Source organism: Pelotomaculum propionicicum (assembly GCF_048984525.1).
Taxonomy (GTDB): Bacteria; Bacillota; Desulfotomaculia; order Desulfotomaculales; family Pelotomaculaceae; genus Syntrophopropionicum; species Syntrophopropionicum propionicicum_A.
Window position 1 is genome coordinate 174,537 of the sequence record NZ_JBMGJC010000003.1, and the last position, 23,247, is coordinate 197,783.

22 protein-coding genes are annotated in these 23,247 nt (G+C 54.5%); 20 read left to right on the top strand and 2 right to left on the bottom strand.

Annotated elements, in window-relative coordinates; genetic code table 11:
* Positions 1-11 precede the first annotated feature (11 nt).
* On the top strand, positions 12-587 hold the full coding sequence (pyrE, locus tag ACOBQJ_RS04650; RefSeq protein WP_421070566.1) for an orotate phosphoribosyltransferase: 576 nt from the start codon (positions 12-14) through the stop codon (positions 585-587).
* Between the two features lie 16 nt (positions 588-603).
* Here the strand turns inward: pyrE and ACOBQJ_RS04655 are convergent, their stop codons facing one another.
* Complete coding sequence (locus ACOBQJ_RS04655; RefSeq protein WP_421070567.1) at positions 604-1,347, bottom strand: CBS domain-containing protein; 744 nt, start codon at positions 1,345-1,347, stop codon at positions 604-606.
* Positions 1,348-1,544: 197 nt separating this feature from the next.
* Positions 1,545-3,332 carry an Rqc2 family fibronectin-binding protein gene (locus ACOBQJ_RS04660; RefSeq protein ID WP_421070568.1) on the bottom strand — a complete coding sequence of 596 codons (1,788 nt, stop codon included), beginning with the start codon at positions 3,330-3,332 and terminating at the stop codon, positions 1,545-1,547.
* A gap of 13 nt (positions 3,333-3,345) precedes the next feature.
* Between ACOBQJ_RS04660 and ACOBQJ_RS04665 the strand changes: the two genes are divergently transcribed.
* The 19 genes from ACOBQJ_RS04665 (at position 3,346) to ACOBQJ_RS04755 (ending at position 23,245) form a co-directional block, all read left to right on the top strand.
* Entirely contained in the window at positions 3,346-3,576 is a 231-nt protein-coding gene (locus ACOBQJ_RS04665) for a hypothetical protein (RefSeq protein WP_421070569.1), read from the top strand.
* A complete protein-coding gene (locus ACOBQJ_RS04670; protein WP_421070570.1) occupies positions 3,573-4,604 on the top strand; it encodes a methionine ABC transporter ATP-binding protein in 1,032 nt (343 codons plus the stop codon). Before ACOBQJ_RS04665 ends, ACOBQJ_RS04670 begins: the two co-directional genes overlap by 4 nt.
* Positions 4,597-5,274, top strand: coding sequence for a methionine ABC transporter permease (locus ACOBQJ_RS04675; protein ID WP_421070571.1), 678 nt, complete (start codon positions 4,597-4,599; stop codon positions 5,272-5,274). Before ACOBQJ_RS04670 ends, ACOBQJ_RS04675 begins: the two co-directional genes overlap by 8 nt.
* A 3-nt stretch (positions 5,275-5,277) precedes the next feature.
* Entirely contained in the window at positions 5,278-6,102 is an 825-nt protein-coding gene (locus tag ACOBQJ_RS04680; RefSeq protein ID WP_421070572.1) for a MetQ/NlpA family ABC transporter substrate-binding protein, read from the top strand.
* Positions 6,103-6,552: 450 nt separating this feature from the next.
* On the top strand, positions 6,553-9,297 hold the full coding sequence (locus tag ACOBQJ_RS04685; RefSeq protein ID WP_421070573.1) for a calcium-transporting P-type ATPase, PMR1-type: 2,745 nt from the start codon (positions 6,553-6,555) through the stop codon (positions 9,295-9,297).
* Positions 9,298-9,370: 73 nt separating this feature from the next.
* Complete coding sequence (gene dapF, locus ACOBQJ_RS04690; RefSeq protein ID WP_421070574.1) at positions 9,371-10,207, top strand: diaminopimelate epimerase; 837 nt, start codon at positions 9,371-9,373, stop codon at positions 10,205-10,207.
* Between the two features lie 170 nt (positions 10,208-10,377).
* Positions 10,378-10,686, top strand: a complete 309-nt coding sequence (locus ACOBQJ_RS04695) for a GrpB family protein (RefSeq protein WP_421070575.1) — start codon at positions 10,378-10,380, stop codon at positions 10,684-10,686.
* 11 nt (positions 10,687-10,697) lie between these two features.
* A complete protein-coding gene (locus ACOBQJ_RS04700) occupies positions 10,698-11,648 on the top strand; it encodes an SDR family oxidoreductase (protein ID WP_421070576.1) in 951 nt (316 codons plus the stop codon).
* 288 nt (positions 11,649-11,936) lie between these two features.
* Positions 11,937-13,190, top strand: a complete 1,254-nt coding sequence (locus tag ACOBQJ_RS04705) for a diaminopimelate decarboxylase family protein (protein WP_421070577.1) — start codon at positions 11,937-11,939, stop codon at positions 13,188-13,190.
* Between the two features lie 236 nt (positions 13,191-13,426).
* Positions 13,427-13,531 (top strand): variant-type mycofactocin precursor, encoded by a 105-nt coding sequence (gene mftA, locus ACOBQJ_RS04710; RefSeq protein WP_421070578.1) that lies wholly within the window; start codon positions 13,427-13,429, stop codon positions 13,529-13,531.
* A 217-nt stretch (positions 13,532-13,748) separates the two neighbouring features.
* Positions 13,749-14,552, top strand: a complete 804-nt coding sequence (locus ACOBQJ_RS04715; protein WP_421070579.1) for a mycofactocin-coupled SDR family oxidoreductase — start codon at positions 13,749-13,751, stop codon at positions 14,550-14,552.
* 31 nt (positions 14,553-14,583) lie between these two features.
* Positions 14,584-14,910, top strand: coding sequence for a mycofactocin biosynthesis chaperone MftB (gene mftB, locus ACOBQJ_RS04720; protein ID WP_421070580.1), 327 nt, complete (start codon positions 14,584-14,586; stop codon positions 14,908-14,910).
* The gene (gene mftC / locus ACOBQJ_RS04725; protein WP_421070581.1) at positions 14,843-15,859 is read left to right on the top strand and encodes a mycofactocin radical SAM maturase; all 1,017 of its coding nucleotides are present in this window, start codon (positions 14,843-14,845) and stop codon (positions 15,857-15,859) included. The genes mftB and mftC overlap by 68 nt, the downstream gene beginning before the upstream one ends.
* Entirely contained in the window at positions 15,825-17,792 is a 1,968-nt protein-coding gene (locus ACOBQJ_RS04730) for a mycofactocin system FadH/OYE family oxidoreductase 2 (RefSeq protein WP_421070582.1), read from the top strand. Before mftC ends, ACOBQJ_RS04730 begins: the two co-directional genes overlap by 35 nt.
* 31 nt (positions 17,793-17,823) lie before the next feature.
* A complete protein-coding gene (locus ACOBQJ_RS04735) occupies positions 17,824-19,779 on the top strand; it encodes a mycofactocin system FadH/OYE family oxidoreductase 2 (RefSeq protein WP_421070583.1) in 1,956 nt (651 codons plus the stop codon).
* A 12-nt stretch (positions 19,780-19,791) separates the two neighbouring features.
* Positions 19,792-20,793 carry an electron transfer flavoprotein subunit alpha/FixB family protein gene (locus tag ACOBQJ_RS04740; RefSeq protein WP_421070584.1) on the top strand — a complete coding sequence of 334 codons (1,002 nt, stop codon included), beginning with the start codon at positions 19,792-19,794 and terminating at the stop codon, positions 20,791-20,793.
* Positions 20,774-22,078, top strand: a complete 1,305-nt coding sequence (locus tag ACOBQJ_RS04745; RefSeq protein WP_421070585.1) for an FAD-dependent oxidoreductase — start codon at positions 20,774-20,776, stop codon at positions 22,076-22,078. Before ACOBQJ_RS04740 ends, ACOBQJ_RS04745 begins: the two co-directional genes overlap by 20 nt.
* On the top strand, positions 22,072-22,347 hold the full coding sequence (locus ACOBQJ_RS04750; RefSeq protein ID WP_421070586.1) for a ferredoxin family protein: 276 nt from the start codon (positions 22,072-22,074) through the stop codon (positions 22,345-22,347). The genes ACOBQJ_RS04745 and ACOBQJ_RS04750 overlap by 7 nt, the downstream gene beginning before the upstream one ends.
* A 1-nt stretch (position 22,348) precedes the next feature.
* Positions 22,349-23,245, top strand: a complete 897-nt coding sequence (locus tag ACOBQJ_RS04755) for an electron transfer flavoprotein subunit beta/FixA family protein (protein WP_421070587.1) — start codon at positions 22,349-22,351, stop codon at positions 23,243-23,245.
* The last annotated feature ends 2 nt before the right edge of the window (positions 23,246-23,247 follow it).

A 23,247-nucleotide genomic window follows, 5' to 3' on the forward strand; every position in this document is an offset into this window, starting at 1 on the left:
AGTAATCAAAAATGCTGAACACTGAAGAAGTTGTTTCTATTTTTAAAAAAACCGGGGCGATGCTGACAGGCCATTTCAAGCTTACTTCGGGAAGGCACAGCGACCGTTACTTCCAGTGCGCCATGGTCCTGCAGCACCCTGAACATACCGGGGCGCTATGCCGCGAACTGGCCGCCAGGTTTGCCGGGGAGGATGTTTCAGCAGTCATCGGCCCGGCCACGGGCGGGATCATTGTCTCCTACGAGACAGCCCGGGCGCTGGGTGTGCGCGGTATTTTCACCGAGCGGGAAAATGGCGTAATGTCCTTAAGGCGCGGTTTTTCAATTGAACCCGGCGAAAGGGTGCTGGTGGTGGAAGACGTAATTACGACCGGCGGCTCGGTCCTGGAAGTTATTGATGTTGTGCGCAGCCTCGGCGGTGTTGTAGTGGGCGCCGGTGTGCTCGTTGACAGGAGCGGCGGCAAGGTCGACCTGGGAGTAAGAAAAGAAGCGCTGCTGGTAACCGATGCTGTATCCTACGATCCGGAGCAATGTCCTCTCTGCAGGGACGGGATACCTGCTGTTAAGCCGGGCAGCAGGAACATTTGATAACCGGCAAGATTTTTTACGCGCCTTTCTCGTAGATTTCAGCGATTAAGTCAAGGGCGTCAACTGTACCTGTACAGGTATTATCAATCTCAGATACAATAACTTTTGTATGCTGTTTTTCGATCATCCTGCTTAATACCGCCTGTAAATCATCATCACACTTCACGATCACCGGCGCCTGGGGAGGCAGGTCTCCGATCCTGCAGTCCGCCAGGCGTTTTTGCAGGCTTACGGCAGCCTGGCCGCCTGTTGTATTATCCCCGGACGCCTCTTCTCTCAGGCTCCTCAACTCTTCCTGCAGCTTTCTCAGCAGATCAGCGCATGTAATAACTCCTTTAACCTCGTTTTTATCCCTATCGACAACAGGTAATATCGAAATCCTGGAGGATATGATGTCGTCGAGAGCCCAGGTGAAAGGAGTATCTTCATAGACCACGGCGCCGCTGCGGATTTTTGTTTTAATAGTGGCGCTGCTCATTTTAATGTCCTTCAATTTATTTTCCAGGATGGTCTTGAACGGCAGTTCCTTTGCCATGATCGCCCCACGCGCGTAACCCGCCGTTGCCGCGATCAGTACCAGAAGATAGAGCGCCACGAAAGGCACGCTGGCCAGCAAAGGGAGTATATCGCCGTTGATTTCAGTTTGAAAATTGATAAGATTATTTATTTGCAGCAGCCACAGTGATCCCACCAGCAAAAAGTAGGCGCACAGCAAAATAAAAAATGCCCCGATCACCTGCTTTGAGTATTCCCATTTCATGGGGCCCACCCCTCCTTAAGCCATAAGACAGGATATTGTTCTTCAGATTACCCGGTTTAGTTATTATATTAATCAATAAAGAAGGTGCTCACCTGGTGAGCACCTCAAACAAAAAATAATCATATTGATTTAGTTTGTAATTATGGTTTGAAACCTGCTGTAGGGTCGGCTTTAGCCGACCAATGTGCGGTTAAAAGTTAAATTTTTTCAGCTGGAGGAGGGCTCAGCCTTTCTGCCAGTTCTTCATCAGGCGACGCCATTATTGTTTTCTGGTGTTCGTAGATCACCATCCCCGGCCTGGCTCCGTTTGGCTTGTGCACGTGTTTTTTCAGTGTGTAGTCTACCGGCACGTTTTTAGACTTCCTGGCCTTGCTGAACAGCGCCGCCAACCCGGCCGCCTCCGATAATGTTGACGGGGGCGTCTCTTTCCCTTCAGTCCGGATTATTACATGGGCGCCCGGGATATCTTTGGCGTGCAGCCAGATGTCTTCCCCGCGGGCTATTTTTGTTGTCAGGACGTCGTTCTGCCTGTTGTTTTTGCCGACGAACAGCTGGAAACCGTCAACGGATACAAATGACAGCGGTTTCGTTATGTGCTTTTCCTTTTTTTGTTTAGCAGTAACCCTGCCGGGCGGGGGCTGTTTAAGGTAACCCTGCTCGACCAACTCCTGCCTTATTTCGTCCAGCTCACGCAGATCGGACGCGTAATCCGCCGCCGCTTTTATGCCTTCCAGGTACGCCAGTTCGTCCCGGGCCTGCCCCATGAGTGATTCTAAGGCTTCCCGGGTCCTTTTAGCCTTGCTGTATTTTTTAAAACAAGCCTGGGCGTTTTCCACCGGTGTTCGCTGCGTGTCTAAAGCGATAGTGACAGGGGGCGAACTCTCTTCATAGTAGTTTTCCAGGGTGATTTCAGCCATGCCTTTCGCCAGGCGGTATAGGTTTGCTGTCAGCAGCTCGCCGAAAAGCCTGAGTTTTTCAGCCCCGGCGGTGTTGTCATAGTCTTCGGTGTAGAGGTTGAGCTTCTTTTCCAGCTTGGCCGTTTCTTTATTCAAAAGTGAAGTGACAGCGTTCTTTGCTCTAACCAGTCTTTCCTGGTTGTCCCTGGCCGTGAAAAAAGTGTCCAGCAGGCTGTTCATTTCACCGTGCTTGTTTGTTTGTTCCAAATGGATGAGGTCTAAGGCCGCAAAATCAAGCGGCTCCCCTTTTTTGCCGGCGGCCAGGCAGGGTTCAAACACACCGCGGCCGGCCCGGCTGATGATTTTATGGAAAGCCTCCCAAATAACCCTGAATTCGTAGTCGCCGCAGTGGTCCAGGATGATATCCGGTGAAAGGCCGGCGCGGTAGATTATTTCCCTGCAAGTTACAGTGCTTAATCCCTCAAACTGCTTTTGCAGCACGTTTGGCAGCGGGGTGTTTAAGTTTGCTTCCAGGCAGGCCCGGCGAAACTGATCTTCTTCCAGAGCCAGCGGGTTTAATTTGCCCTGGGAGGGAGGGGACAGGTAGGGCCGCCCCGGCAGTACCTCCCTGAACCTGCTCACGGCGTGTGAGTAACGTTTAATACCGTCAACCACTGTGTCTGACGCGGGATCATACAGTATAATATTGCTGTGCTTGCCCATGATCTCACAAATAAGGTGTTTCTCCGAAAGGAAGCCCAGTTCGTCCCGCGACTCAATTTTTATAACGATCACCCTTTCCAGTCCAGGCTGAAAAAACCCTGTAATCCTCCCGCCCTCAAGGTGTTTGCGCAGGACCATGCAGAAAAGAGGGGGGGTGGACGGGTTTTCCCTGGCGGCGGTTGTCAGGTGTGCGCGGGCGTTTTGGGGGTCTGCCGAAAGGAGCAGTTTCTGGCGTGCTCCGGGTTTGTATACCAGGACCACCAGTTCCATTTTACCGGGCTGGTAGATCCTTTCGATCCTCCCGCCGGCAAGTTTATTTTTAAGTTCGCCGCATACCGAGGCAAGGACGAGACCGTCAAAAGGCATTATTATCCTCCGCTTGAAGCAGTTTTTGTGTGCCAAAAGTGATTACGCGTCTGTTGATTTGATTCTGTTTCATTATATACAAATGGATCAGCCATTAAAAGCAGTTAAAAAAAAAGAAAGCCCTGATACCAGTCATTATGATAGCTGCTTGATGTGTAAATTTGGAGATAGCATCTTTTTTGTCGGCAAAGCAGGAATAAGGGTACAAAAAGAAAAATACTTCTGTGTGGAGGTAATACAATGATTGAAATTAAAAACCTCAGTAAAATCTATGCCGTATCAGGACAAGAAGTATTAGCGCTGGATGATGTCAGCCTCACAGTGCCAAAAGGTGAGATATTTGGAATTATCGGCCTCAGCGGGGCAGGCAAAAGCACGCTGATCCGGTGCATCAATATGCTGGAAAAACCTACTCGGGGCTCTATCGCGGTCGATGGCCAGGAGATTACCACGCTGGGCCAACAAGAGCTGCGTTTAGCCCGGCAGAGGATCGGCATGATCTTTCAGCAATTCAACCTGTTGTCTTCGAGGACAGTCTTTGATAATATCATGTTTCCGCTGGAGATCGCCAGTATCCCGCGGCCTGAAGCGGCCAAGCGCGTCCAGGAGCTGCTGGATCTGGTGGGCCTCACCGATAAAGCCGGGATGCACCCGGCCCAGCTGAGCGGCGGTCAAAAGCAGAGAGTGGGCATCGCCCGGGCGCTGGCCAACGGCCCCAAGCTTCTTTTGTCCGACGAGGCCACCTCGGCCCTGGACCCTCAGACGACCCGATCGATCCTCAAACTGCTCAAAGATATCAATCGACAGCTCAATTTGACGATTTTATTGATCACCCACGATATGAACGTAATTAAAGAGGTGTGCGACCGGGTTGCGGTTATCGACAACTCCCGGATTGTAGAGGTCGGCGACGTCCTGGAGGTTTTCTCCAACCCGCGGACGCCTACCTCGCATAGTTTTGTCAATGCGGTAATCAGCAGGGATGTCCCCGGCGAGCTGCTGCATAGTTCCACCGGGCGCAACGGCGGCACTGTCAGCAAACTGATCCGTGTTTCATTTATCGGCGCTTCTGCAGGAAAGCCCCTGATATCCTCCATGGTCCGGCGCTATAACCTGGATGTCAACATTATTTATGGCAACATCGACCGGATTAAAGATACCCCCTTTGGCAATTTGACCCTTGAAGTAATCGGTCATCCCGATTTATTGCGGGAGGCGTTGGATTACCTTCGCGATCAGGGTCTGGAAATAGAGGTGTTGAGTAATGCTTGAGCTTTTGGGGGATAATTCCTGGATGGCCGGGAAGGTACTTGTAGCCACCTGGGAAACCATCTACATGGTCCTGATATCTACTTTTCTAAGCTATGTGTTTGGCCTGCCCCTTGGGATTATCCTGGTTACCACCGCCAAAAACCACATTATGGAAAACAAGGGCTTAAACCGGGCTCTCGGGTCGATTGTCAACGCTGCCCGGTCCATCCCGTTTATCATTTTCCTGATCTTGCTCATACCGTTTACCCGCTTTTTGATCGGTACCTCCATTGGCACGGTGGCGTCCATTGTGCCGCTTACGCTTGCTGCCATACCCTTTGTTGCCCGCATGGTGGAGACTTCGTTAAAAGAGATTGAACAAGGGCTTATTGAGGCGGCTATCTCGATGGGGGCTAATGCCCGGCAGGTCATATCCAAAGTTTTGTTGCCCGAAGCAATGCCTTCCTTATTGCTGGGGGTTGCCATAACCGCCATTAACCTGGTCGGCTATTCAGCTATGGCGGGAATTGTGGGAGGAGGTGGACTGGGTACCCTGGCTTATTATTATGGCTACCAGCGTTATGAGGACACAGTGATGTGGATTACCGTTATCGTCCTGATCATCGTGGTCCAGGGGGTGCAAATGCTCGGTGACAATCTTGCTAACAAAATAGTAAACAAAAGGAGGTAAAAAATGAAAAGATTTTTGGTGATCATAGGTTGTTTAATATTTACCGCCGGTATTTTAGCAGGCTGCGGCAGCAAGCCGGCCCAGGAAAATGCAGGGAAATCCAACACTCCTGCCAAATTGGTGGTGGGCGCTACCGCCAAACCTCACGCTGAAATATTGGAAGTCGTAAAGCCCATTTTACAAAAAGAGAATGTTGATCTGGAGATCAAGGTGTTTACTGATTACGTGCTGTTGAATCCCGCCCTGAAGGACAAGCAAATAGACGCTAACTATTTTCAGCATTTACCCTACCTGGAGGATTACAACGCCAAAAATAACGCCAACCTGAGCTGGACAGTGAAAGTCCATACCGAGCCTATGGGCGTGTATTCCAAAAAAATCGCTAAACTTGACACGCTGGCCAACGGCGCCAGTGTGGGCATCCCTAATGACGCCACCAACGGCGGGAGGGCATTGGCGGTCCTTGAGCAAGCCGGACTGCTTAAACTTAAGGACGGCGCCGGCGTAACTGCCACGGACAAGGATATCGTCGAGAACCCAAAAAATCTTAAAATCAATATGATGGACGCGGCGATGCTGCCAAGGGCGCTGGAGGACTTGGACGTCTGCGTCATCAACAGCAATTACGCCCTTGAAGCGAATCTCAATCCTGTCAAGGACTCTATTTTCACAGAAGTAAAGGATTCGCCTTTCGCCAATATCCTGGCGGTGAGGCCTGAAGACAAAGAAAAAGACAGCATCAAGAAGTTGAGCCAGGCCCTGCAGTCGCCCGAAGTTAAAAAATTCATTGAGGATAATTACAAAGGCAGTGTAATTCCAGCCTTTTAGGGCGATCGGGGACATTTAAATCGGGGACATTCCTCGCGTGCAGGAATGCCTGTGAGAAAGGGGTGTCCCCGTTCCTTATTCCGACGCTCCTCATTTGGGTCGTGAGATATGTGACGTGTGACGTGACTTACGACTCATGTCCAACGGCTCAAATGCCAAGCGGTTTCAAACCCCATGGAGACTTTGTCTACAACCTGACCCCGGATTTCTCCGGGGTTTTTTTGCTCGCGAAATGGCCAAGGGAGGAAAAGTATCGGGGTATTCTGCCTTAAGATGCGGATACCCCAAAGAGCACTTCTGAAAGACATATAAACCTGCTGCGCAGTACATTTTGTCCTCTTACATAATATGGTAATTTATTGATTGCCATTAATGAAAATGGTTATATATTAAACCACCGGCGAATATGATTGGAATAATCAGGAAAAATGTTACAAGAGGTGAATGGTTATGTCCAGCCGCTGGTATACTCTTAGCGTACAGGAGGTTTTAGCGAAACTTAAAACAGATCCTCAAAAAGGTTTGTCTGATAAGGAAGCCAAAGAACGGGCGCTGAGATTTGGGCCCAATGAATTAGCCAAAGCTCCCAGAGAGCCCGCCTGGAAGCTTTTTATGGCCCAGTTCAAGGACTTTATGGTACTTGTGCTCTTGGCCGCGACCGCTATCTCAGGTTTTCTGGGAGAATACGCCGACGCCATAACCATCGCCATTATTGTGATAGTCAACGCCATACTGGGTTTTGTCCAGGAGTACCGGGCCGAGCGTTCCCTGGAAGCGCTGAAGAAACTGACATCGCCGGAAGCAAGGGTAATCAGGAACGGCCAGGAGCGCAAAATGCAGGCTGCGGACCTGGTCCCGGGCGATATCGTCCTCCTGGAAGAAGGCGACAGGATCCCGGCTGACATGCGGCTGCTTAAAACATCAAGCCTGGAAATAGAGGAGTCCGCCCTTACCGGCGAGTCCCTGCCGGTATTGAAGCTGGCAGGAGCCCTGTCCGGGTACGGCCTGGCGCCTGGCGACGCCTCGAATATGGCCTACCTGGGCACTGTCGTTACCAGGGGGCGTGGACGGGGTGTCGTGGTGCACACCGGTATGGCTACCGAAATGGGGCAGATTGCAGGGATGATCCAGGAAGCGGCCAGGGAAGAGACCCCCCTCCAGCATCGCCTGGCCCAGTTGGGCAGGTGGCTGGTAGCATTTTGTTTTTTAATCTGTGCCGTGGTAATTTTATTGGGGATAATGAGAGGCGAGGAAGCCTACCAGATGTTTTTGGCGGGAGTCAGCCTGGCCGTCGCCGCCATACCGGAAGGCCTGCCGGCCATAGTAACAGTGGCGCTGGCCCTGGGCGTGCAGCGGATGATCAAGCGCCAGGCCATTATCCGCAAGCTGCCCGCGGTGGAAACTTTGGGCTGTTCAACGATAATCTGCTCCGATAAAACCGGGACACTTACGCAGAACGAGATGACGGTGCGAAAAATAATCATTAACGGGCGTGTCATAGACGTAACGGGAGAAGGGTACGACCCCAAGGGTGAATTTACAGGCGGGCTGGACAAGCATGACCAGCATTTTAATTTAATGATGAAAGCTTCCGCACTCTGCAGCAATTCAGTCCTTGAGCGCGGCAGCGTCAGCGTTACCGGCCTTTTCAGGGGCCTGGCCAAGGGCCAGCCGGCCAGGGAGTGGTCCGTTTTAGGAGATCCCACCGAGGGAGCGCTTATGGTAATGGCCATGAAAGCCGGCTTGTGGCGGGAAAAGCTCGAGATGAAAGAGGTAAGGGAGGCTGAAATCCCCTTTGATTCCGACCGTAAGCGGATGAGCGTGTTATACCGCCAACCTGCCGGAGAACTGGCTGTATATGTGAAAGGCGCGCCGGACGTGATCCTGGATCTGTGCACCCACAGCTTAAAGGGAGGCCTGGCCGTACCGCTTTCAAAAAGGGAGCGGGAGGAAATACTGAACCAGAATTCCGAACTTGCCGATAAAGCCCTGAGGGTAATAGCCTTCGCCTACAGGGAACTTCCAGCCGAGACCACGGACTTTTCGGAGGAACGTGTTGAACAAAGGCTTATTTTTCTTGGCATGGCCGGCATGATCGACCCCCCCAGGCCGGCGGCCGTCAGGGCGGTGCTGACCTGCCGCAGGGCCGGCATAAATGTGGTAATGATCACCGGTGACCACAAACTTACAGCGCGCGCCATCGCCAGAGAGCTGGGGATCCTCTCCAAGGGCGGTGAAATCCTTACCGGCCGGGACCTGGACGGTATGTCTGACGAAGAGTTTGCCGATCAGGTAGAAAAAGTATCGGTTTATGCCAGGGTTTCGCCAAGGCACAAGCTGAAGATAGTAAGGGCGCTGAAACAGGCGGGCCACGTGGTAGCCATGACTGGTGACGGGGTAAACGACGCTCCGGCGATCAAGGAAGCGGATATCGGCATTGCCATGGGTATCACCGGGACTGACGTCACCAAAGAGGCCTCGGCGATGGTCCTCGCCGACGACAACTTCAGCAGTATCGTGGCCGCGGTGGAGGAAGGGCGCGGTATCTACGACAACATACGCAAATTTATCCGCTACCTGCTTTCCTGTAACGTGGGCGAAGTGCTTACCATGCTCATTGCCGTCATGGCCGGCCTGCCTCTCCCGCTGGTCCCGATCCAGATCCTGTGGATGAACCTGGTTACCGACGGGCTTCCCGCCATGGCCCTGGGAGTTGACCCCCACGACAGTGACATAATGTCCAGGCGCCCGCGCCATCCAAGAGAAAGCGTCTTTTCTCACGGTATGGCCTGGCGGATTATTACCAGCGGGACCATAATCGGTCTCGGCACTCTGGTCGCTTTCCGGTGCGGGTTGTTCATGGGAGATGTTGAGCTGGCGCGCACCATGGCTTTTAATACGCTGGTCTTTTTTCAGCTGTTTTACGTGTTTGCCTGCCGCTCGGAGTCTCATACCATCCTTGAGATAGGCCTGTTCACCAACCTCTACCTGGTGGGAGCGGTGTTTATCTCGGCCGCCCTGCAGTTGTTGGTCAACTATGTGCCGTTTCTGCAGGCTGTCTTCCACGTGGTACCCCTGAACGGGCTGCAGTGGATGACAATACTGCTCATTTCCTCCGCCCCCACGGTCCTGGGCACCATTTATCACCACTTTATCGGGGGGGCAAGGAAAAAAGTTATGTACCTCAAGGTCTAGGTGGTATAAAATAGTGTTGCTATCTAAATAAAGTAAACTGCCTGGCCGCAGGCGGTGAATGGAGGATCAAAACTTGCGTTTTACTAAGGTGCACGGTCTGGGCAATGACTTCATCCTGGTCAATTGTTTTGAAGAAAAGATAGATATGGGCAGAGCGCCGGACCTGGCTGTGAAAATGTGCAGCCGCTGCTTTGGGGTCGGGGCGGATGGCCTGGTCCTGCTGATGCCTTCGGAGCAGGGCGATGTGCGGATGCGCATTATTAATTCCGACGGCAGCGAGGCGGAGATGTGCGGCAACGCCATCCGCTGTGTGGCAAAGTATATGTACGAGCACGATATGATAAAAAAAGAAAAAATTAGGGTGGAAACACTGGCCGGGATTATAATTCCGGAACTGATCCTGGAAAACGGCCGCATTAAGTCGGTGCGCGTCGATATGGGCCAGCCAAGGTTTGAGCGTTCGGAGATCCCGATGGCAGGTGCGCCGGGCCGTGTCGTCGGCGAGCCCCTGGCAGTGGGTGACTTAAACTTTAAGGTAACGGCTGTTTCCATGGGCAACCCGCACTGTGTAATTTTCGTGCCGGACGCGGAAAGCGTCGCCCTGCGTGAAATCGGCCCCCGCATAGAGAAGCATAATGCTTTTCCGCGTAAGACGAACGTGGAATTTGTCCAGGTGCTGAACCCGGGCGAGGTAATAATGAAGGTCTGGGAGAGGGGCGCCGGGGAAACCATGGCCTGCGGCACGGGCGCCTGCGCCACCGCCGTGGCCTGTGCGCTGAACGGCCTCACCGGGCGCAAAGTGACTGTGCGCCTGAAGGGAGGAGACCTCCTTATCGAATGGGCGGAAGACGACCACGTGTACATGACCGGCCCCGCCGCGGAGGTCTTCACCGGGGAGTACCCCGTATAGAGGGAAACACGGGGATATTTTTTGGGTTTCGTTATCTATCTTTCGTAGCGATGCGGGGGGATTAATATTTATTATGTGAAAAACGGGCGGGAGCCATATGCTTTCTCCCGTTATTTGTTCTCATAAATAGGGTTTGAAAAAGTTCACCGTCTTATAGGAGATGTATATACATGTTGCAAGCAAGGAGGTGCATTTATGGCTTGTTTATGAAAGGTTATACCCCGGAGGGATTTAAGGGTCAGGTTTATCACGTTCATGTGAGATACAGCGGTGACTGGGACGAACTCTATTTTAGAGATTACCTGATATCTCATCCGGATGTTGCTGATGAATATGGAAAGCTTAAGCTTGAGCTGAAAAACAGGTTTGAATTTGACAGAGACGCTTATACAGATGCAAAAACCGATTTTATCAAAAAGGCTACAAGGCTGGCAAAAGAAGAGATGCAGAATAAATACAAGACTCAAAACAAGGATTAAAGGAGTCCGTCATGAGTAAGGCTATTCACGTTGTTACAGGGGCATTCGGTTATTCGGGTAAATATATAGCAAAAAGATTGCTGGATGAGGACAGGGAAGTTATAACGCTGACAAATTCCTGGCAGCGCGAAAACCCTTTTGAGGATAGGGTTAAGGCTTTCCCTTTTAATTTTGACAACCCCGACAAACTTGTTAAATCATTAAAAGGCGCCGGTGTTCTGTACAATACATACTGGGTACGTTTTAATTTTTCCGATAACAAGATAAATTTCAAACATAATAACGCTGTTGAAAACACCCTGAAATTGTTCAGCGCCGCCAGGGCCGCGGGAGTCAGGCGTATCGTCCACGTCAGCATCACCAATCCGTCATTGGACTCACCTCTCGAATATTTCAGCGGTAAGGCAAAACTGGAAAAGGCCCTGATAGATTCCGGCCTTTCTTATGCCATACTTCGCCCCACTGTTTTATTTGGCAAGGAAGATATCCTGATCAACAATATAGCCTGGATGCTTAGAAAATTCCCCGTTTTTGGCGTGTTTGGGGACGGCAGTTACAGGCTGCAGCCAATTTATGTAGATGACCTGGCCAGGCTGGCGGTCGAGCAGGGCAAGAGCAGTGAGAACGTTATCATTGACGCTATTGGGCCTGAAACATTTACTTACCGTGAGCTGGTAAAAAAGATAGGTGAAATAATCGGTAAAGAAAGGCCCATTATCTCTGTGCCTGATTTTGCCGGCTACAATATCGGCCGGTTAATCGGGCGGCTTGTCGGGGACATAACAATAACAGAAGAAGAGATAAAAGGGTTAAAAGCAAATCTGCTTTGGACAAATTCACCACCAGCGGGTACAACCAGGTTAACGGAATGGACCAGGCAAAACGCTCATATGCTTGGTGTTAAATATGCAAATGAACTGGCAAGAAGAAAAGACAGGGAAAAACCATATGACAGGCTGTAAGATTCTTTACGCTTACAAATGATGTGAGAAAACAACTGTACATATGCGGATTAGGTTTAAAAAATTTTATCGAAAATATAAAGCGGGCGAATTTGTTTTGCTTTCGCCCGTTAATTATTGCAAGCCGATCTTTCCTGAAAAAGAGGGATTATTAGTTGATAAAGTATTATAATCCTTGAAAAGGGCGCGGGCTTATATTAAAATTTGTTGTAAGTTATTTTGAAATGTTTCAGAAAAAAGCAGGCTTAGAAGCTGTATTTTTTAATTTATTTTATACGGGAGGCAGACATGAACAAAGCATTACCTTTCTCTAAGGCCGAAATTGAGCGGATAATAGAGAAATACCCCACCCCCTTTCACATTTATGACGAGAAGGCTATACGCGATAATGCCCGCAAGCTCCTGGCTGCCTTCGCCTGGGCGCCCGGATTCAAAGAATTCTTTGCGGTGAAGGCCGCGCCAAACCCTTATTTAGTGAAGATCCTCCAAGAAGAAGGGTTTGGGGCGGACTGCAGCTCACTGGCGGAGTTGGTCCTGGCTGAGAAAGCGGGGCTTACGGGAGAAAACATCATCTTTTCTTCCAATAACACCCCGGCCAATGAATATATCAAGGCCAAAGAACTCGGAGCTATTATTAACCTTGACGATATAAGCCACATTGAGTACCTGGACCGATATGCAGGTATGCCGGAATTGATTTCTTTCCGTTACAACCCGGGGCCCCTGCGCGGCGGCAACGCGATCATCGGCTTGCCCCAGGAGGCTAAATACGGGTTTACGCGCAAACAGCTCATTGAAGGGTATGGAATGGCAAAGGACATGGGGGCCAAGCGGTTCGGCCTGCATACTATGGTGGTCTCCAATGAGCTGGACCCTTACAGTTATATTGCCACAGCGGAAATGCTCTTCGATTTAGTAACAGAAATTTACCAGACCACCGGGATCAGGATGGAGTTTGTTAATTTTGGCGGGGGTATCGGCATTCCCTACCGGCCGGAGGAAAAGCGGGTGGACTTAAACCTCCTGTCCAGGGAAATTAAAAAGGCCTATGAAGAAAAAATAGTCAAACAGGGTTTGGCGCCGCTGCGTATTACCATGGAACTGGGCCGCATGATCACCGGTCCTTTTGGCTTTTTAGTCAGCACCGTCCTGCACAAAAAGGAGATCTACAAAAACTACGTCGGCCTGGACGCCTGTATGGCCAACCTGATGCGTCCCGCCCTGTACGGCGCGTACCACCACATCACCGTGCTGGGGAAAGAGGACTGGCCCCTCGACCATGTATACGATGTAACCGGTTCGCTGTGCGAGAACAACGACAAGTTTGCCATTGACCGCAACCTGCCGGAGATCGAGCCGGGGGATATCCTGGTTATCCATGACGCCGGCGCCCACGGCCACGCCATGGGGTTCAACTATAACGGCAAGCTGAGGTCCGCCGAGCTTTTGCTGAGACCGGACGGGGAGGTCAAACTCATCCGCCGGGCCGAAACACTTGATGACTATTTTGCAACAGTGGACTTCTGCGGTTTTAATTTGTGATAAATAGAAATTATAAACAGCTAGGGCCAGTTTATGAATGTCATAAAATGTCGCGATTTGTCGAATTAACAAGAGGATAATTGGATAATCTGAAGAAGAATTATATATTAAGATACTGCCGGGGAAGGCAGCCTGAATAAGGCATGCAGATTAACGTGGCGGAAAAAGGCATAGCCCTTCCAAAGCTGATGCCGGGGGTATAACGTGAACAAACGCGCCGAAAGGAGTAATCTAAGATGGATGAGAAAGTCTTGGAAGAGCAAATAACTGAAGATCCTCTTATTCTGGAGGATATCGTTATTGAGACAATGGCCATTGACGGGATATGTGGTGTCTACTAGTGGCATGGCCTAAAACTCCGAACACCTTCAACCGTGATTTTGGAGTTCTTTTTTTAATTAATAATGCTTCACAACAGGCCCCATTTATCTAATCAGTCCCCATTCTTAAAACCCTTTAAGTGCCTCATTATTAAAGTTCCTTGTTTAATTTAATACTAACTTTTAATAGTTTCTTTGTGCGAGGCTTATATGCCGCTGCACCAGGGAGGTTTTGCCATTGGGAAAGCTTGACGGGAAAGTGGTGTTTATAACCGGCGCCGCCAGAGGCCAGGGCCGCGCCACAGCGCTGGCCATGGCCAGGGAAGGAGCTGACATCGCCTGTTTCGATATCTGCAAAAATCTTACATACCCGAGCTATGAACTGGCCAGCAGGGAAGATATGGAACAAACCCTGGCTGAGCTTAAAGCCGTGGGAATTAGAGCCATGGCTCTGTACGGCGACGTCCGGCGCTTTGACGAGATAAAGAACGCGGTGGACGAGACGGCCAGCTCTCTGGGAAAGATTGATGTTATGGTCAATAATGCCGGTATTGCCGGGATAAGCGCGGCCCACGAGCTTAGGGAAGAGGAGTGGGACGCCATGCTGGATATCAACCTGAAAGGGGTCTGGCACGGCTGCAAGGCTGTGATTCCGCATATGATCAAAGGCCAGGGCGGAAAAATTATCAGCACCTCCTCCGTGAACGGTGTTAAAGGACTGCCTTACTCGGTCCATTACTCCTGCGCCAAGTGGGGGGTCGTCGGGCTGACCAAGACCCTGGCCCAGGAGCTGGCCCCTTATAATATACATGTCAACTGCATCAGCCCCGGCACCGTTGACACAAGTATCGTGGCCGGGCTGGCCAGGGAAGTCGGCCTGGAATATGAAGAGGCTGCCAGGCAGTTTTCTTCCGGGCACCTCATCTGCGGCCTTATCCCGCCTGAGGCCGTGGCCGCCGCTGCCCTGTGGCTGGCCTCGGACGACGCCCGCTATATTACCGGGCACAACCTGATGGTCGACGGCGGCTGGTCCTGCGCCTGATTAAATGCCATATCGGGAGGGGAGCGCGTACTTGGATCTGAACAGCCATTATGCCGTGCCGAGCGGAACCATGTTCCGCCGCGAAGATTTTGGCGGGATCGTGTACCAGCGTACCGGTGACCGGCTTCACTTCATAAAGTCCCGCCTGGCCATGGAACTGCTTGAACTGGCCGGGACCGGGACGGTGCTTGAGATAGCGGCAAGGATATCAGCAGGAGCGCCCGCTGAGCAGGCGATGCGGGAACATATCCTGACCACCCTGCGCCGCCTGGAGGAGATGGGAATCGTCCATGAGCTGGAATATCAGGACGGAGCGGCTGAGAGCGCCCGTGTGCCTGACCTGGCAGATAACCGGTAGATGTAACCTGGCCTGCGCCCACTGCCTGGCCGGCGGAGGCGGCAACAGGCTTGATGAACTGCATATGGATGAAATCAAAGACTTCCTGGATGACCTGGCCAAAATGAAAGTATTTTATATAAACGCCGGTGGCGGGGAGCCTTTGCTTCACCCGCGCTTTTTTGAAATCACGGACTATGCCGCCGAAAAGGGCATATATGTCCAGTTCAGCACCAACGGCACCCTGATCGACAGTGCGCTGGCGGGAGAAATAGCCGCAAGAGGCCTGAGGGTCCAGGTCAGCCTGGACGGCTGGCAGCCCTCCGTAAACGACCCCATCCGGGGTGCGGGAACATTTAAAAAAGCGGTTGAAGCCCTGCGCTGCCTGAAAGAAAAGAACGTAACCACAGCGGTGAACTGTGTTGTGACCAGGGAGTCCGTGGCCGGGCTGGACAAAATGCTCATACTGGCCGCCTCATACGGCGCCGGCCTGCGGTTATCACGGCTGCGCCCGGCCGGCCGGGCCAGGGAGCGGTGGCGGGAGATGGCGCCGGACCAGGAACAGTACCGGCATCTGTACCGCTGGTTGGAAAAGCATCCGGAGGTAACCACCGGGGACTCGTTCTTTTTTCTCTCAGCCCTGGGAGACCCCTTGCCCGGCCTGGGCTTCTGCGGGGCGGGCAGGCTTACCTGCTCGGTAGACCCGCAGGGTTACGTGTATCCATGTCCTTTTACAAACGACCCTTCCCTGATTGCGGGAAATGTCCGGGAAACACCATTGTCCCGGCTGTGGCGGGAGGCGGACTTGTTCAACCAGATACGGACAGACAGGCCCGAGGCCTGCCGGGATTGTTCCGGCTACGAAAAGTGCCTTGGCGGTTGCCGGGGCGCCTCTTTTTTGGCGTACGGCAGCTGGGACATGCCGGACCCCGAATGTGTGCGAGGAAAAGGGATGGTTAAAAACGACTAAGTTAAGACTTTTAGATAAAATTAAGATTGGGCCTGCAGAGCTGCCGAACCGGATTGTTCTTGGATCTCACCCCACAAACTTTGCGGCCAAAAACCTGCTTTCGGAGCAGCACGCGGCTTATTACCGGGAGCGGGCTAAAGGCGGTGCGGGTATGATCGTGCTGGAGGAACTGCTGGTCCACCCATCCGACCTGCCCTATGAAAAAGCTCTCTTCGGTTATCTGAAAGAGATTGTCCCCGGCTGCCGCCGGGTAGCGGAGGAGGTCCACCGGTACGGTGCGGTGGCTGTAGCGCAGCTCAACCACAGCGGCCTGCAGTCGGACGGGTCAGCCGCCATGCGGGAGCTGTGGGCGCCCAGCGCCGTACCTGATGTAGTGGCGCGGGAAGTACCGAAATCAATGGAAGTAAGCGACATCCTGGAAGTGGTGGACGGCTTCGCCGCTGCGGCGGGCCATGCCGTGGAAGGCGGGCTCGACGGTGTTGAAATAAACGCAGCCCAATTTTCTTTGATCAGGCAGTTCATGTCGCCCCTGACCAACCACAGGGCAGACGATTACGGCGGCGTACTGACCAACCGGTTGAGGTTTTGTACACTTGTGCTGCAGTCGGTGCGGGAAGTTATCGGCGCAGACAAATTGCTGGGCCTCAGGCTGTGCGGCGAGGAGTTTGCGCCGTGGGGGGGCCTGACTCCTGATGACGCGGTGGAAATCGCCTGCATACTGGTAAAATTAAATGTCCTCGACTATATAACGGTCGCTGTGGGGAGCCTTTATACACCGCATCTGTCCGCGGCCACTCATTACAGCGAGCCCGGCCTGGCGCTGGCTGCCGCCGCCGCCGTTAAAAAAGCAGCAGGCCTGCCTGTATTCGCCGAGGGAAGGATACACCGGCCGGAGCTTGCGGCCAGGGTAGTCGACGAACAACTGGCGGATGGAGTATATATGGACCGGGCGCTGATCGCCGACCCTGATTTGCCCCGCAAAATCGCCGGCGGCGGGATTGGCCAGGTGATGGAGTGCCTTTCCTGCAACCAGGGCTGCCAGGTCCGCCACGGCATGGGCCGTCCCCTGTCATGCCTGCTCAACCCGCGGGCCGGGGTGGAGTCGGACCAGGATATGATGATCATCAAACCAGCCGGGGCGCCTAAAAAAGTCCTGGTGGTAGGCGCTGGTCCCGCCGGCCAGGAGGCCGCCAGGGTCGCGGCGGCGCGCGGGCACCAGGTCACTGTCTGGGAGGCGGGGCCCGCGCCGGGCGGCGCCATGGCGGCCAGCGCGTACATCGGTGAGGTCGCCAGGGTGATCAGCACCTGGCAGAAGGAGCTGGCTGCATGCGGGGCGCGCCTTGTCACCGGCAAGCGGTGCCTGCCGGAGGATATTCTGGCCTGGGCGCCGGACGCCCTGGTCCTGGCCACGGGCGCTAAAACCGATAAACCTGCTTTCCCGGTTAAAGGCTGTGCTGCGGTATCAGCGCGGGAGGTAGTAACAGGATTTGAGCAGGCGGGAGAAAACGTCCTTTTTTGGGATGAAACAGGGGACCAGCTGATGGGCCGGGCTGTGGAAAAATTGCTGGCCGCGGGTAAAAAGGTCTACCTGGTCACGCCCGATTTGTTCGCGGGGAGCAAAATGGCCGGCACTATGGAGCTTTCTTCCTGGAACCAGCGGTGCATGTCGGTTTTAAAAGGGATCTTTACTTCCTGCCAGGTTAAAGAAATAAACGGCGGGCGGGCTGTTATCGCCAACCGGTTCAGCGGTAAGACGACAGCCCTGATCGGTATAGACACACTGGTGTACAACTGCTGGCCCCAGCCCGAGGACAGCCTGTACCTGGCTTTGCGCGGCCGGCTTAAAGAGATTTACCAGGCGGGAGACTGCCTGGCGCCCAGGGGTATCGGGGCGGCGGTCAGAGAGGGATACCTGGTGGGAAAGAGGATCTAAAGACTATTTTTCATATAAGGAGTTACTTATCTTGCATGTAGATTATAAATTCCTTTTCTCCCCGGTGCACGTAGGCCCGGTAACGCTGCGCAACAGGATTGTTTTTCCGGCGCACCTGACCAATTTTGCGGCAGATAACCTGCCCACATCGCGGCACGCTCATTATTACGGAGAGAGGGCGCGGGGGGGAGCGGGCCTAATCATCACCGAGGAGCAGTCGGTGCACCCGACCGACTGGGCTTATGAAAAACTGATCCATGCTTTTGACCCGGCAGTCATTCCCGGATACCGGAAAATTACGGGCATGGTCCACCGCTATGGCGGGAAAATATTCGCGCAGCTCAACCACAACGGCCAGCAGGCCTCAGGCGCTTATTCCAGGCTGCCCGTGTGGGGGCCTTCCGCTGTCCCCGACCCTTTATTCAGGGAAGTACCCAAGGCGATGGAAAAGAACGACATTTATGAAGTCATCCGGGGCTACGGCCTGGTGGCCGAACATGCCAGGCGGGGCGGTTTTGACGGGTTCGAGGTCCAGGCCTCCCACAGCTCCCTGCTCAGGCAGTTCATGTCACCGCTGACCAATAAACGCCAGGATGAATACGGTGGCAGCTTTGAAAACCGGATGCGTTTCCCGGTTGAGGTAATGAGGGCTTTGCGCCGGGCTGCCGGCAGGCACCTGGCCCTGGGCATCCGGCTCAGCGGGGATGAGCTTGTAGACGGCGGGCTGACTTTTGAGGACATGAAAAAAGCGGCCGCCTACCTCTGCGAATTGAAACTGGTTGACTTTATCAACACCAGTATCGCGAACTTCCACAACCTGTACCTGGTCATGGGGTCGATGAGCCTGCCCCCGGGCTACAGTACTTATATTTCAGCGGGATTGAAAGAAGTTTCAGATGTGCCCGTCTTTGCATCCGGCCGTATTAATTCGCCGGCTCAGGCGGAGCGGGTCCTGGCCCAGGGCCAGGCAGACCTTGTCTGCATTGCCAGGGGGCAGATCTGTGACCCGGAGTTTGCCGGCAAAGCGCTGGAGGGCCGGCCGGAAGAAATCCGGCACTGTATCGCCTGCAACCAGTGCTGCGCCGCCAGAACAGGCCTGAACAGAGACCTGGGCTGCCTGCAGAACCCCGCTTCCGGCAGGGAGGAGAATTTTGGCCGCAACAACATAACCAGGCCGGCCAGGCTAAAAAAAGTGATGGTGATCGGGGGCGGGCCAGCCGGGCTGGAGGCCGCCAAGGAAGCTTCCCGCCGGGGCCACGAGGTTACATTGTACGAACGGGAGAGTTCCCTCGGCGGGCAGGTTAACCTGCTGGCCAGGCTGCCCAACCGGGAGGAGTTTTCCGATGTGGTCCGCAACCAGACCATAGAGATGGAAAATTTCCCGGTGAAAATATTACTCGATACAGAAGTGACACTTGAACTGGTGGAAAGGGAGAAGCCCGACGCAGTGGTTGTAGCCGCTGGTTCACAAGCCGGCCCCTGTTACCTGCCGGGCGCTGGTTTGCCCCACGTGCTTACCTTTTACCAGGTTTTGGCGGGCCATGAAATACAGGGAGACAGGGTGCTGGTAGTCGACGACACCGGTTTTCACCAGGGCGCCGGAACTGCCGAATACCTGAGCGTTCTGGGTAAAAAAGTGACGCTGCTGACCCCGGGGCTCTACCCGGGGCAGGACCTGATGCCTACCATGGACCTCCCTTTATGGTACAGGAGAGCCCTGGACCAGGGCATTGAGGTGGTTACCAGCAGTATTGTCAAATCGATAGAGCAAAATTCCGTTACCGTGTTTAACCACTACACCGGCCAGGAGGCTGTCCTGGCCGGCATAACCGCTGTCGTCCTGGTGGGGCAGCCCAGGCCGAGAGAAGAGATATACCACCAGATTAAAGATAAGGTCCCTGAAATATACCGCGTCGGTGACTGCCTGGCCCCCCGCAGGGTGGAACACGCCATCTATGACGGGTTCAAAGTCGGGCGGAGCATATAGGGGGGCTGGCTTATGGACAGAAAAATCCTGCTTGTTTTGGAGCATAACGGTAAAGATATCACCGCTTCCTCCCTGCGCCTGTGCGCAAACCTGGGCAAACTTACCGGACGCGCCGGCGGTGAGGTTGCGGCGGTCCTTTTCAGCCTCTGCGCGGAGACATCCCTCGAACAGCTTAGCGGCTGCGGCATAGGGAAGGTCTTCCTGGTGCCGGGACCGGAGGAGCGCTATTACTCCGCGGGGCAGAGAGCCGCTGTGCTGCTGGAACTGGCCGCCGCCTGGCGGCCTACCCTGATTATGCTGCCCGGCGGGCTGCAGGGCAGGGAAACCGCGCCCCTGCTGGCGTCTGAATTGGACGCCGGGCTGCTGTCCGAATGTGTCCAGGTGAAATTGGACGGTGAAAGAACAGAAGCCGTCGTCAATGTTTACAACGGCCAGTACCAGATGGTCTGTGAAATGACCGGCAGCCCCAACGTGCTGGTAATGGCCGATGTAAATTGCGGCCCCGCCAAACCGGGCCTTCCGGCTGAGATCGAAGCCGTTGAACTGGCGGTGGGGGGCGGGGTGGAGCCGGCCTTAACCCTGCTTGAAACTTTTGCTGTGCCGGCCGCTGAAATGAATATCGGGGAAGCGGATATCGTGGTCGGCGCGGGCCGGGGAGTGAAGAGCCGGCATGGCCTCAGCCTGGTGGCTGAACTGGCGGGCGCGGCCGGCGCGCCGCTGGGTGGGACCAGACCGGCGGTCGACGCGGGCTGGATCCCCCCGGACAGGCAGATAGGGCAGACCGGCCGGAGCATTAACCCGGTTTTATACCTGGCTGTCGGGGTATCGGGGGCGCAGCAGCATATATCCGGGGTGGCAGGGGGAAAAATTGCGGCCATCAACAACGACCCCGGGGCGCCTGTATTTCGCGTGGCCGACCTCGGCGCGGTGGGAGATTTCGAAAAAATTGTGCCCCTGCTGACCGAAAAACTCCGTTCGCTGGGGAGGGACAAGCGTGAGCCAACAGACATTTGACGTAGTTGTCGCCGGAGCCGGACCGGCCGGGACGACCGCCGCGCTGCTTTTAGCCCGCCGTGGCTATAAAGTGGCGCTGATCGAGCGGGGTGAATTTCCGGGCGCCAAGAACATGTTTGGCGGGGTCCTTTACAGCAGGGTGCTGGATGAAATAGTGCCGGGATTTTATAACAGGGCGCCGGTGGAAAGGTTTGTCAACCGGAAAATTGTTTCCCTGCTAAGCGAAGATTCGGTGGTATCACTGGACTTTAACTCCTCTGCTTTTAAAAATCCACCCTACAACGGGTTTGTGGTGCAGCGTGCTTCATTTGACCGCTGGTATGCCGGTGAGGCGGTAAAAGCGGGAGTTTTATTGCTCAACCAGACCATTGTGGACGACGTTATCCGCGAAGGCGGGCAGGTGGCCGGGGTGAGAGTCCGCCGGGAGCGGGGCGAAATCAGGGCCAGGGCCGTGATCGCGGCCGACGGTGCGGTATCCCTGCTGGCGCGTCAGGCGGGTCTCCGCCAGGCGTTTGCGCCTGACCAGTTTTCGCTGGGAGTAAAAGAAGTTATCCAGCTGCCGCCCCGCGCCATGGAGGAAAGGTTCAGCCTGAACGGAAACGAAGGGCTGTCCAGCGAGTTCTTGGGCCGGATGGGCAACGGTCTGCACGGGGGAGCTTTTATATACACCAATAGGGACAGCCTGTCTGTCGGCGTCGTGGCCCAGGTCCATTCCCTGAAAGCGCGCGGGGCCACCATTTATGACGCCCTGGACAGCTTTAAGTGCCACCCGGCCATCGCTCCCCTGCTGGAAGGCGGCCGGTTTTTGGAATATTCAGCTCACCTGATACCAGAAGCGGGGGCAAAAATGGTCCCCCGGCTTTACACCGGCGGCATGCTGGTGGCGGGTGACGCGGCGGGCCTGGTGCTGGCGGGGGGATTGTTCCTGGAAGGAGTAAATCCGGCCGTCACCTCCGGCAGGCTGGCGGCCGAAACAATAATCGATGCTTTTGAAGCCGGAGATTTCAGTGAAAAGATGATGGCCCGCTACGAGTCGAGATTAAAAGAGAGTTCCGTGCTCCAGGATTTGAAAAGGTATAAGGGAGCGGCCAGGATGCTTTTGAACGAAAGGCTGTACGAATACTACCCCTCGTTTGTGTGCCGGACGCTGGAGCGGTGGTTTACCGTCGACGGCGCCGGTCACCCGAAGCTGGCCGGTATGGTTAAAAAACTCCTGGATCAGGATATTGGTTTATGGCAGGCGGCAAAAGACGGCTACCAGATGGGGAGGGCCTGGCTATGGTGAATGTTTCAGTACGTTTAAGACACAACCGCTACCGTCTGGACCGGGAGGCCCATATCCTGGTCAACAGTGAAGAATGCCTTAACTGCCCCCACCGGGCCTGCCTGACTGCCTGCCCGGCTCAGTGCTACCTGCCCCACGCGGAGGACGGGGTGGCTTTCAACTACGAGGCCTGCCTGGAATGCGGCACCTGTCTGCTAATCTGTGACCAGGGCGCCCTGATCTGGCGTTACCCCAGGGGCGGCTGTGGGGTTAGCTTCCGCTTCAGTTGATTTGGTCCGCTTAAAGGGGGGTACAATACTGAAAGTAGTGGTCTTGATCAGAAACACCGTAGACTGCCGGGTACCGCTGCCGCCTGGGCCGTACGGTGAAGTTCCGCTGCCTGAGGGGATGGCGACAATTTTCAACCCGGCTGACTGGCAAGCCCTGGAGCAGGGGCTCGGCCTGTTTGACAGTAATGATCGCCATCAGGTAACAGCGATTTCCCTCGGCGGCCCGGAAGCGGAGGAGTCCCTGCGCTGGTGCCTGGCGGCGGGAGCTCAGGAAGCGCTGAGGATCTGGGACGACGACCTGGCCGGTGCGGACGAGCTGGGCAGAGGCAGGGCGCTTGCGGCCGCCGTATTAAATCTAAAGCCGGACCTGCTCCTGTGCGGGGACGGGTGTCTGGACCAGTTGAACTCTATGCTGCCGGGAGTGATCGCGGCCGGCTCAGGCATGGCTTATGTGCCCGGTGTGACTATTCTGGAAAAGGTGGAAGAGGGCCGGGCCCAGGTAGTCAGGCGCCTGGGTAAAGGCAGGCGGGCGAGGATGATCGTTAAACTGCCGGCGGTGCTGGCCCTGGAAAGCCAGGGAGATATCTCTCCCTGCGCTGCCGGCCTGCCCGAACTGGTTGCAGCCTTTACGTCGACAGTGCCCTGCCTTGACCTGGCCGGCCTCGGCCTGGCCGCGGAGTGGTGCGGCAGCCGGGGGGCTAAAATCCATTCTATCACAGTCAAAGCTCCCGTACCGGTAACAGTAGGGCTGGCCTCACCGGATTCCCGGCTGCCGGCTGAGCAGCGGATAAGGCAAATCCTGGCCGGGGCACAAATGAGAAAACAGGGGGAGGTCGTCACAGGCACGCCGGAAGAGTTGGCGGAGAAGATCTATCAATTCATCCGGGCTAACCTGTAAGT

What these genes read in the sequence shown, in the direction of transcription:
- pyrE (WP_421070566.1), top strand. Translation starts at nt 12, where the DNA reads ATGCTGAACACTGAAGAAGTTGTTTCTATTTTTAAAAAAACCGGGGCG.
- ACOBQJ_RS04695 (WP_421070575.1), top strand. Translation starts at nt 10,378, where the DNA reads ATGTTGCAAGCAAGGAGGTGCATTTATGGCTTGTTTATGAAAGGTTAT.
- ACOBQJ_RS04670 (WP_421070570.1), top strand. Translation starts at nt 3,573, where the DNA reads ATGATTGAAATTAAAAACCTCAGTAAAATCTATGCCGTATCAGGACAA.
- ACOBQJ_RS04655 (WP_421070567.1), bottom strand. Translation starts at nt 1,347, where the DNA reads ATGAAATGGGAATACTCAAAGCAGGTGATCGGGGCATTTTTTATTTTG.
- ACOBQJ_RS04680 (WP_421070572.1), top strand. Translation starts at nt 5,278, where the DNA reads ATGAAAAGATTTTTGGTGATCATAGGTTGTTTAATATTTACCGCCGGT.
- ACOBQJ_RS04740 (WP_421070584.1), top strand. Translation starts at nt 19,792, where the DNA reads ATGGACAGAAAAATCCTGCTTGTTTTGGAGCATAACGGTAAAGATATC.
- ACOBQJ_RS04750 (WP_421070586.1), top strand. Translation starts at nt 22,072, where the DNA reads ATGGTGAATGTTTCAGTACGTTTAAGACACAACCGCTACCGTCTGGAC.
- ACOBQJ_RS04685 (WP_421070573.1), top strand. Translation starts at nt 6,553, where the DNA reads ATGTCCAGCCGCTGGTATACTCTTAGCGTACAGGAGGTTTTAGCGAAA.
- ACOBQJ_RS04675 (WP_421070571.1), top strand. Translation starts at nt 4,597, where the DNA reads ATGCTTGAGCTTTTGGGGGATAATTCCTGGATGGCCGGGAAGGTACTT.
- mftA (WP_421070578.1), top strand. Translation starts at nt 13,427, where the DNA reads ATGGATGAGAAAGTCTTGGAAGAGCAAATAACTGAAGATCCTCTTATT.
- ACOBQJ_RS04660 (WP_421070568.1), bottom strand. Translation starts at nt 3,332, where the DNA reads ATGCCTTTTGACGGTCTCGTCCTTGCCTCGGTATGCGGCGAACTTAAA.
- ACOBQJ_RS04705 (WP_421070577.1), top strand. Translation starts at nt 11,937, where the DNA reads ATGAACAAAGCATTACCTTTCTCTAAGGCCGAAATTGAGCGGATAATA.
- mftC (WP_421070581.1), top strand. Translation starts at nt 14,843, where the DNA reads ATGAGCTGGAATATCAGGACGGAGCGGCTGAGAGCGCCCGTGTGCCTG.
- ACOBQJ_RS04700 (WP_421070576.1), top strand. Translation starts at nt 10,698, where the DNA reads ATGAGTAAGGCTATTCACGTTGTTACAGGGGCATTCGGTTATTCGGGT.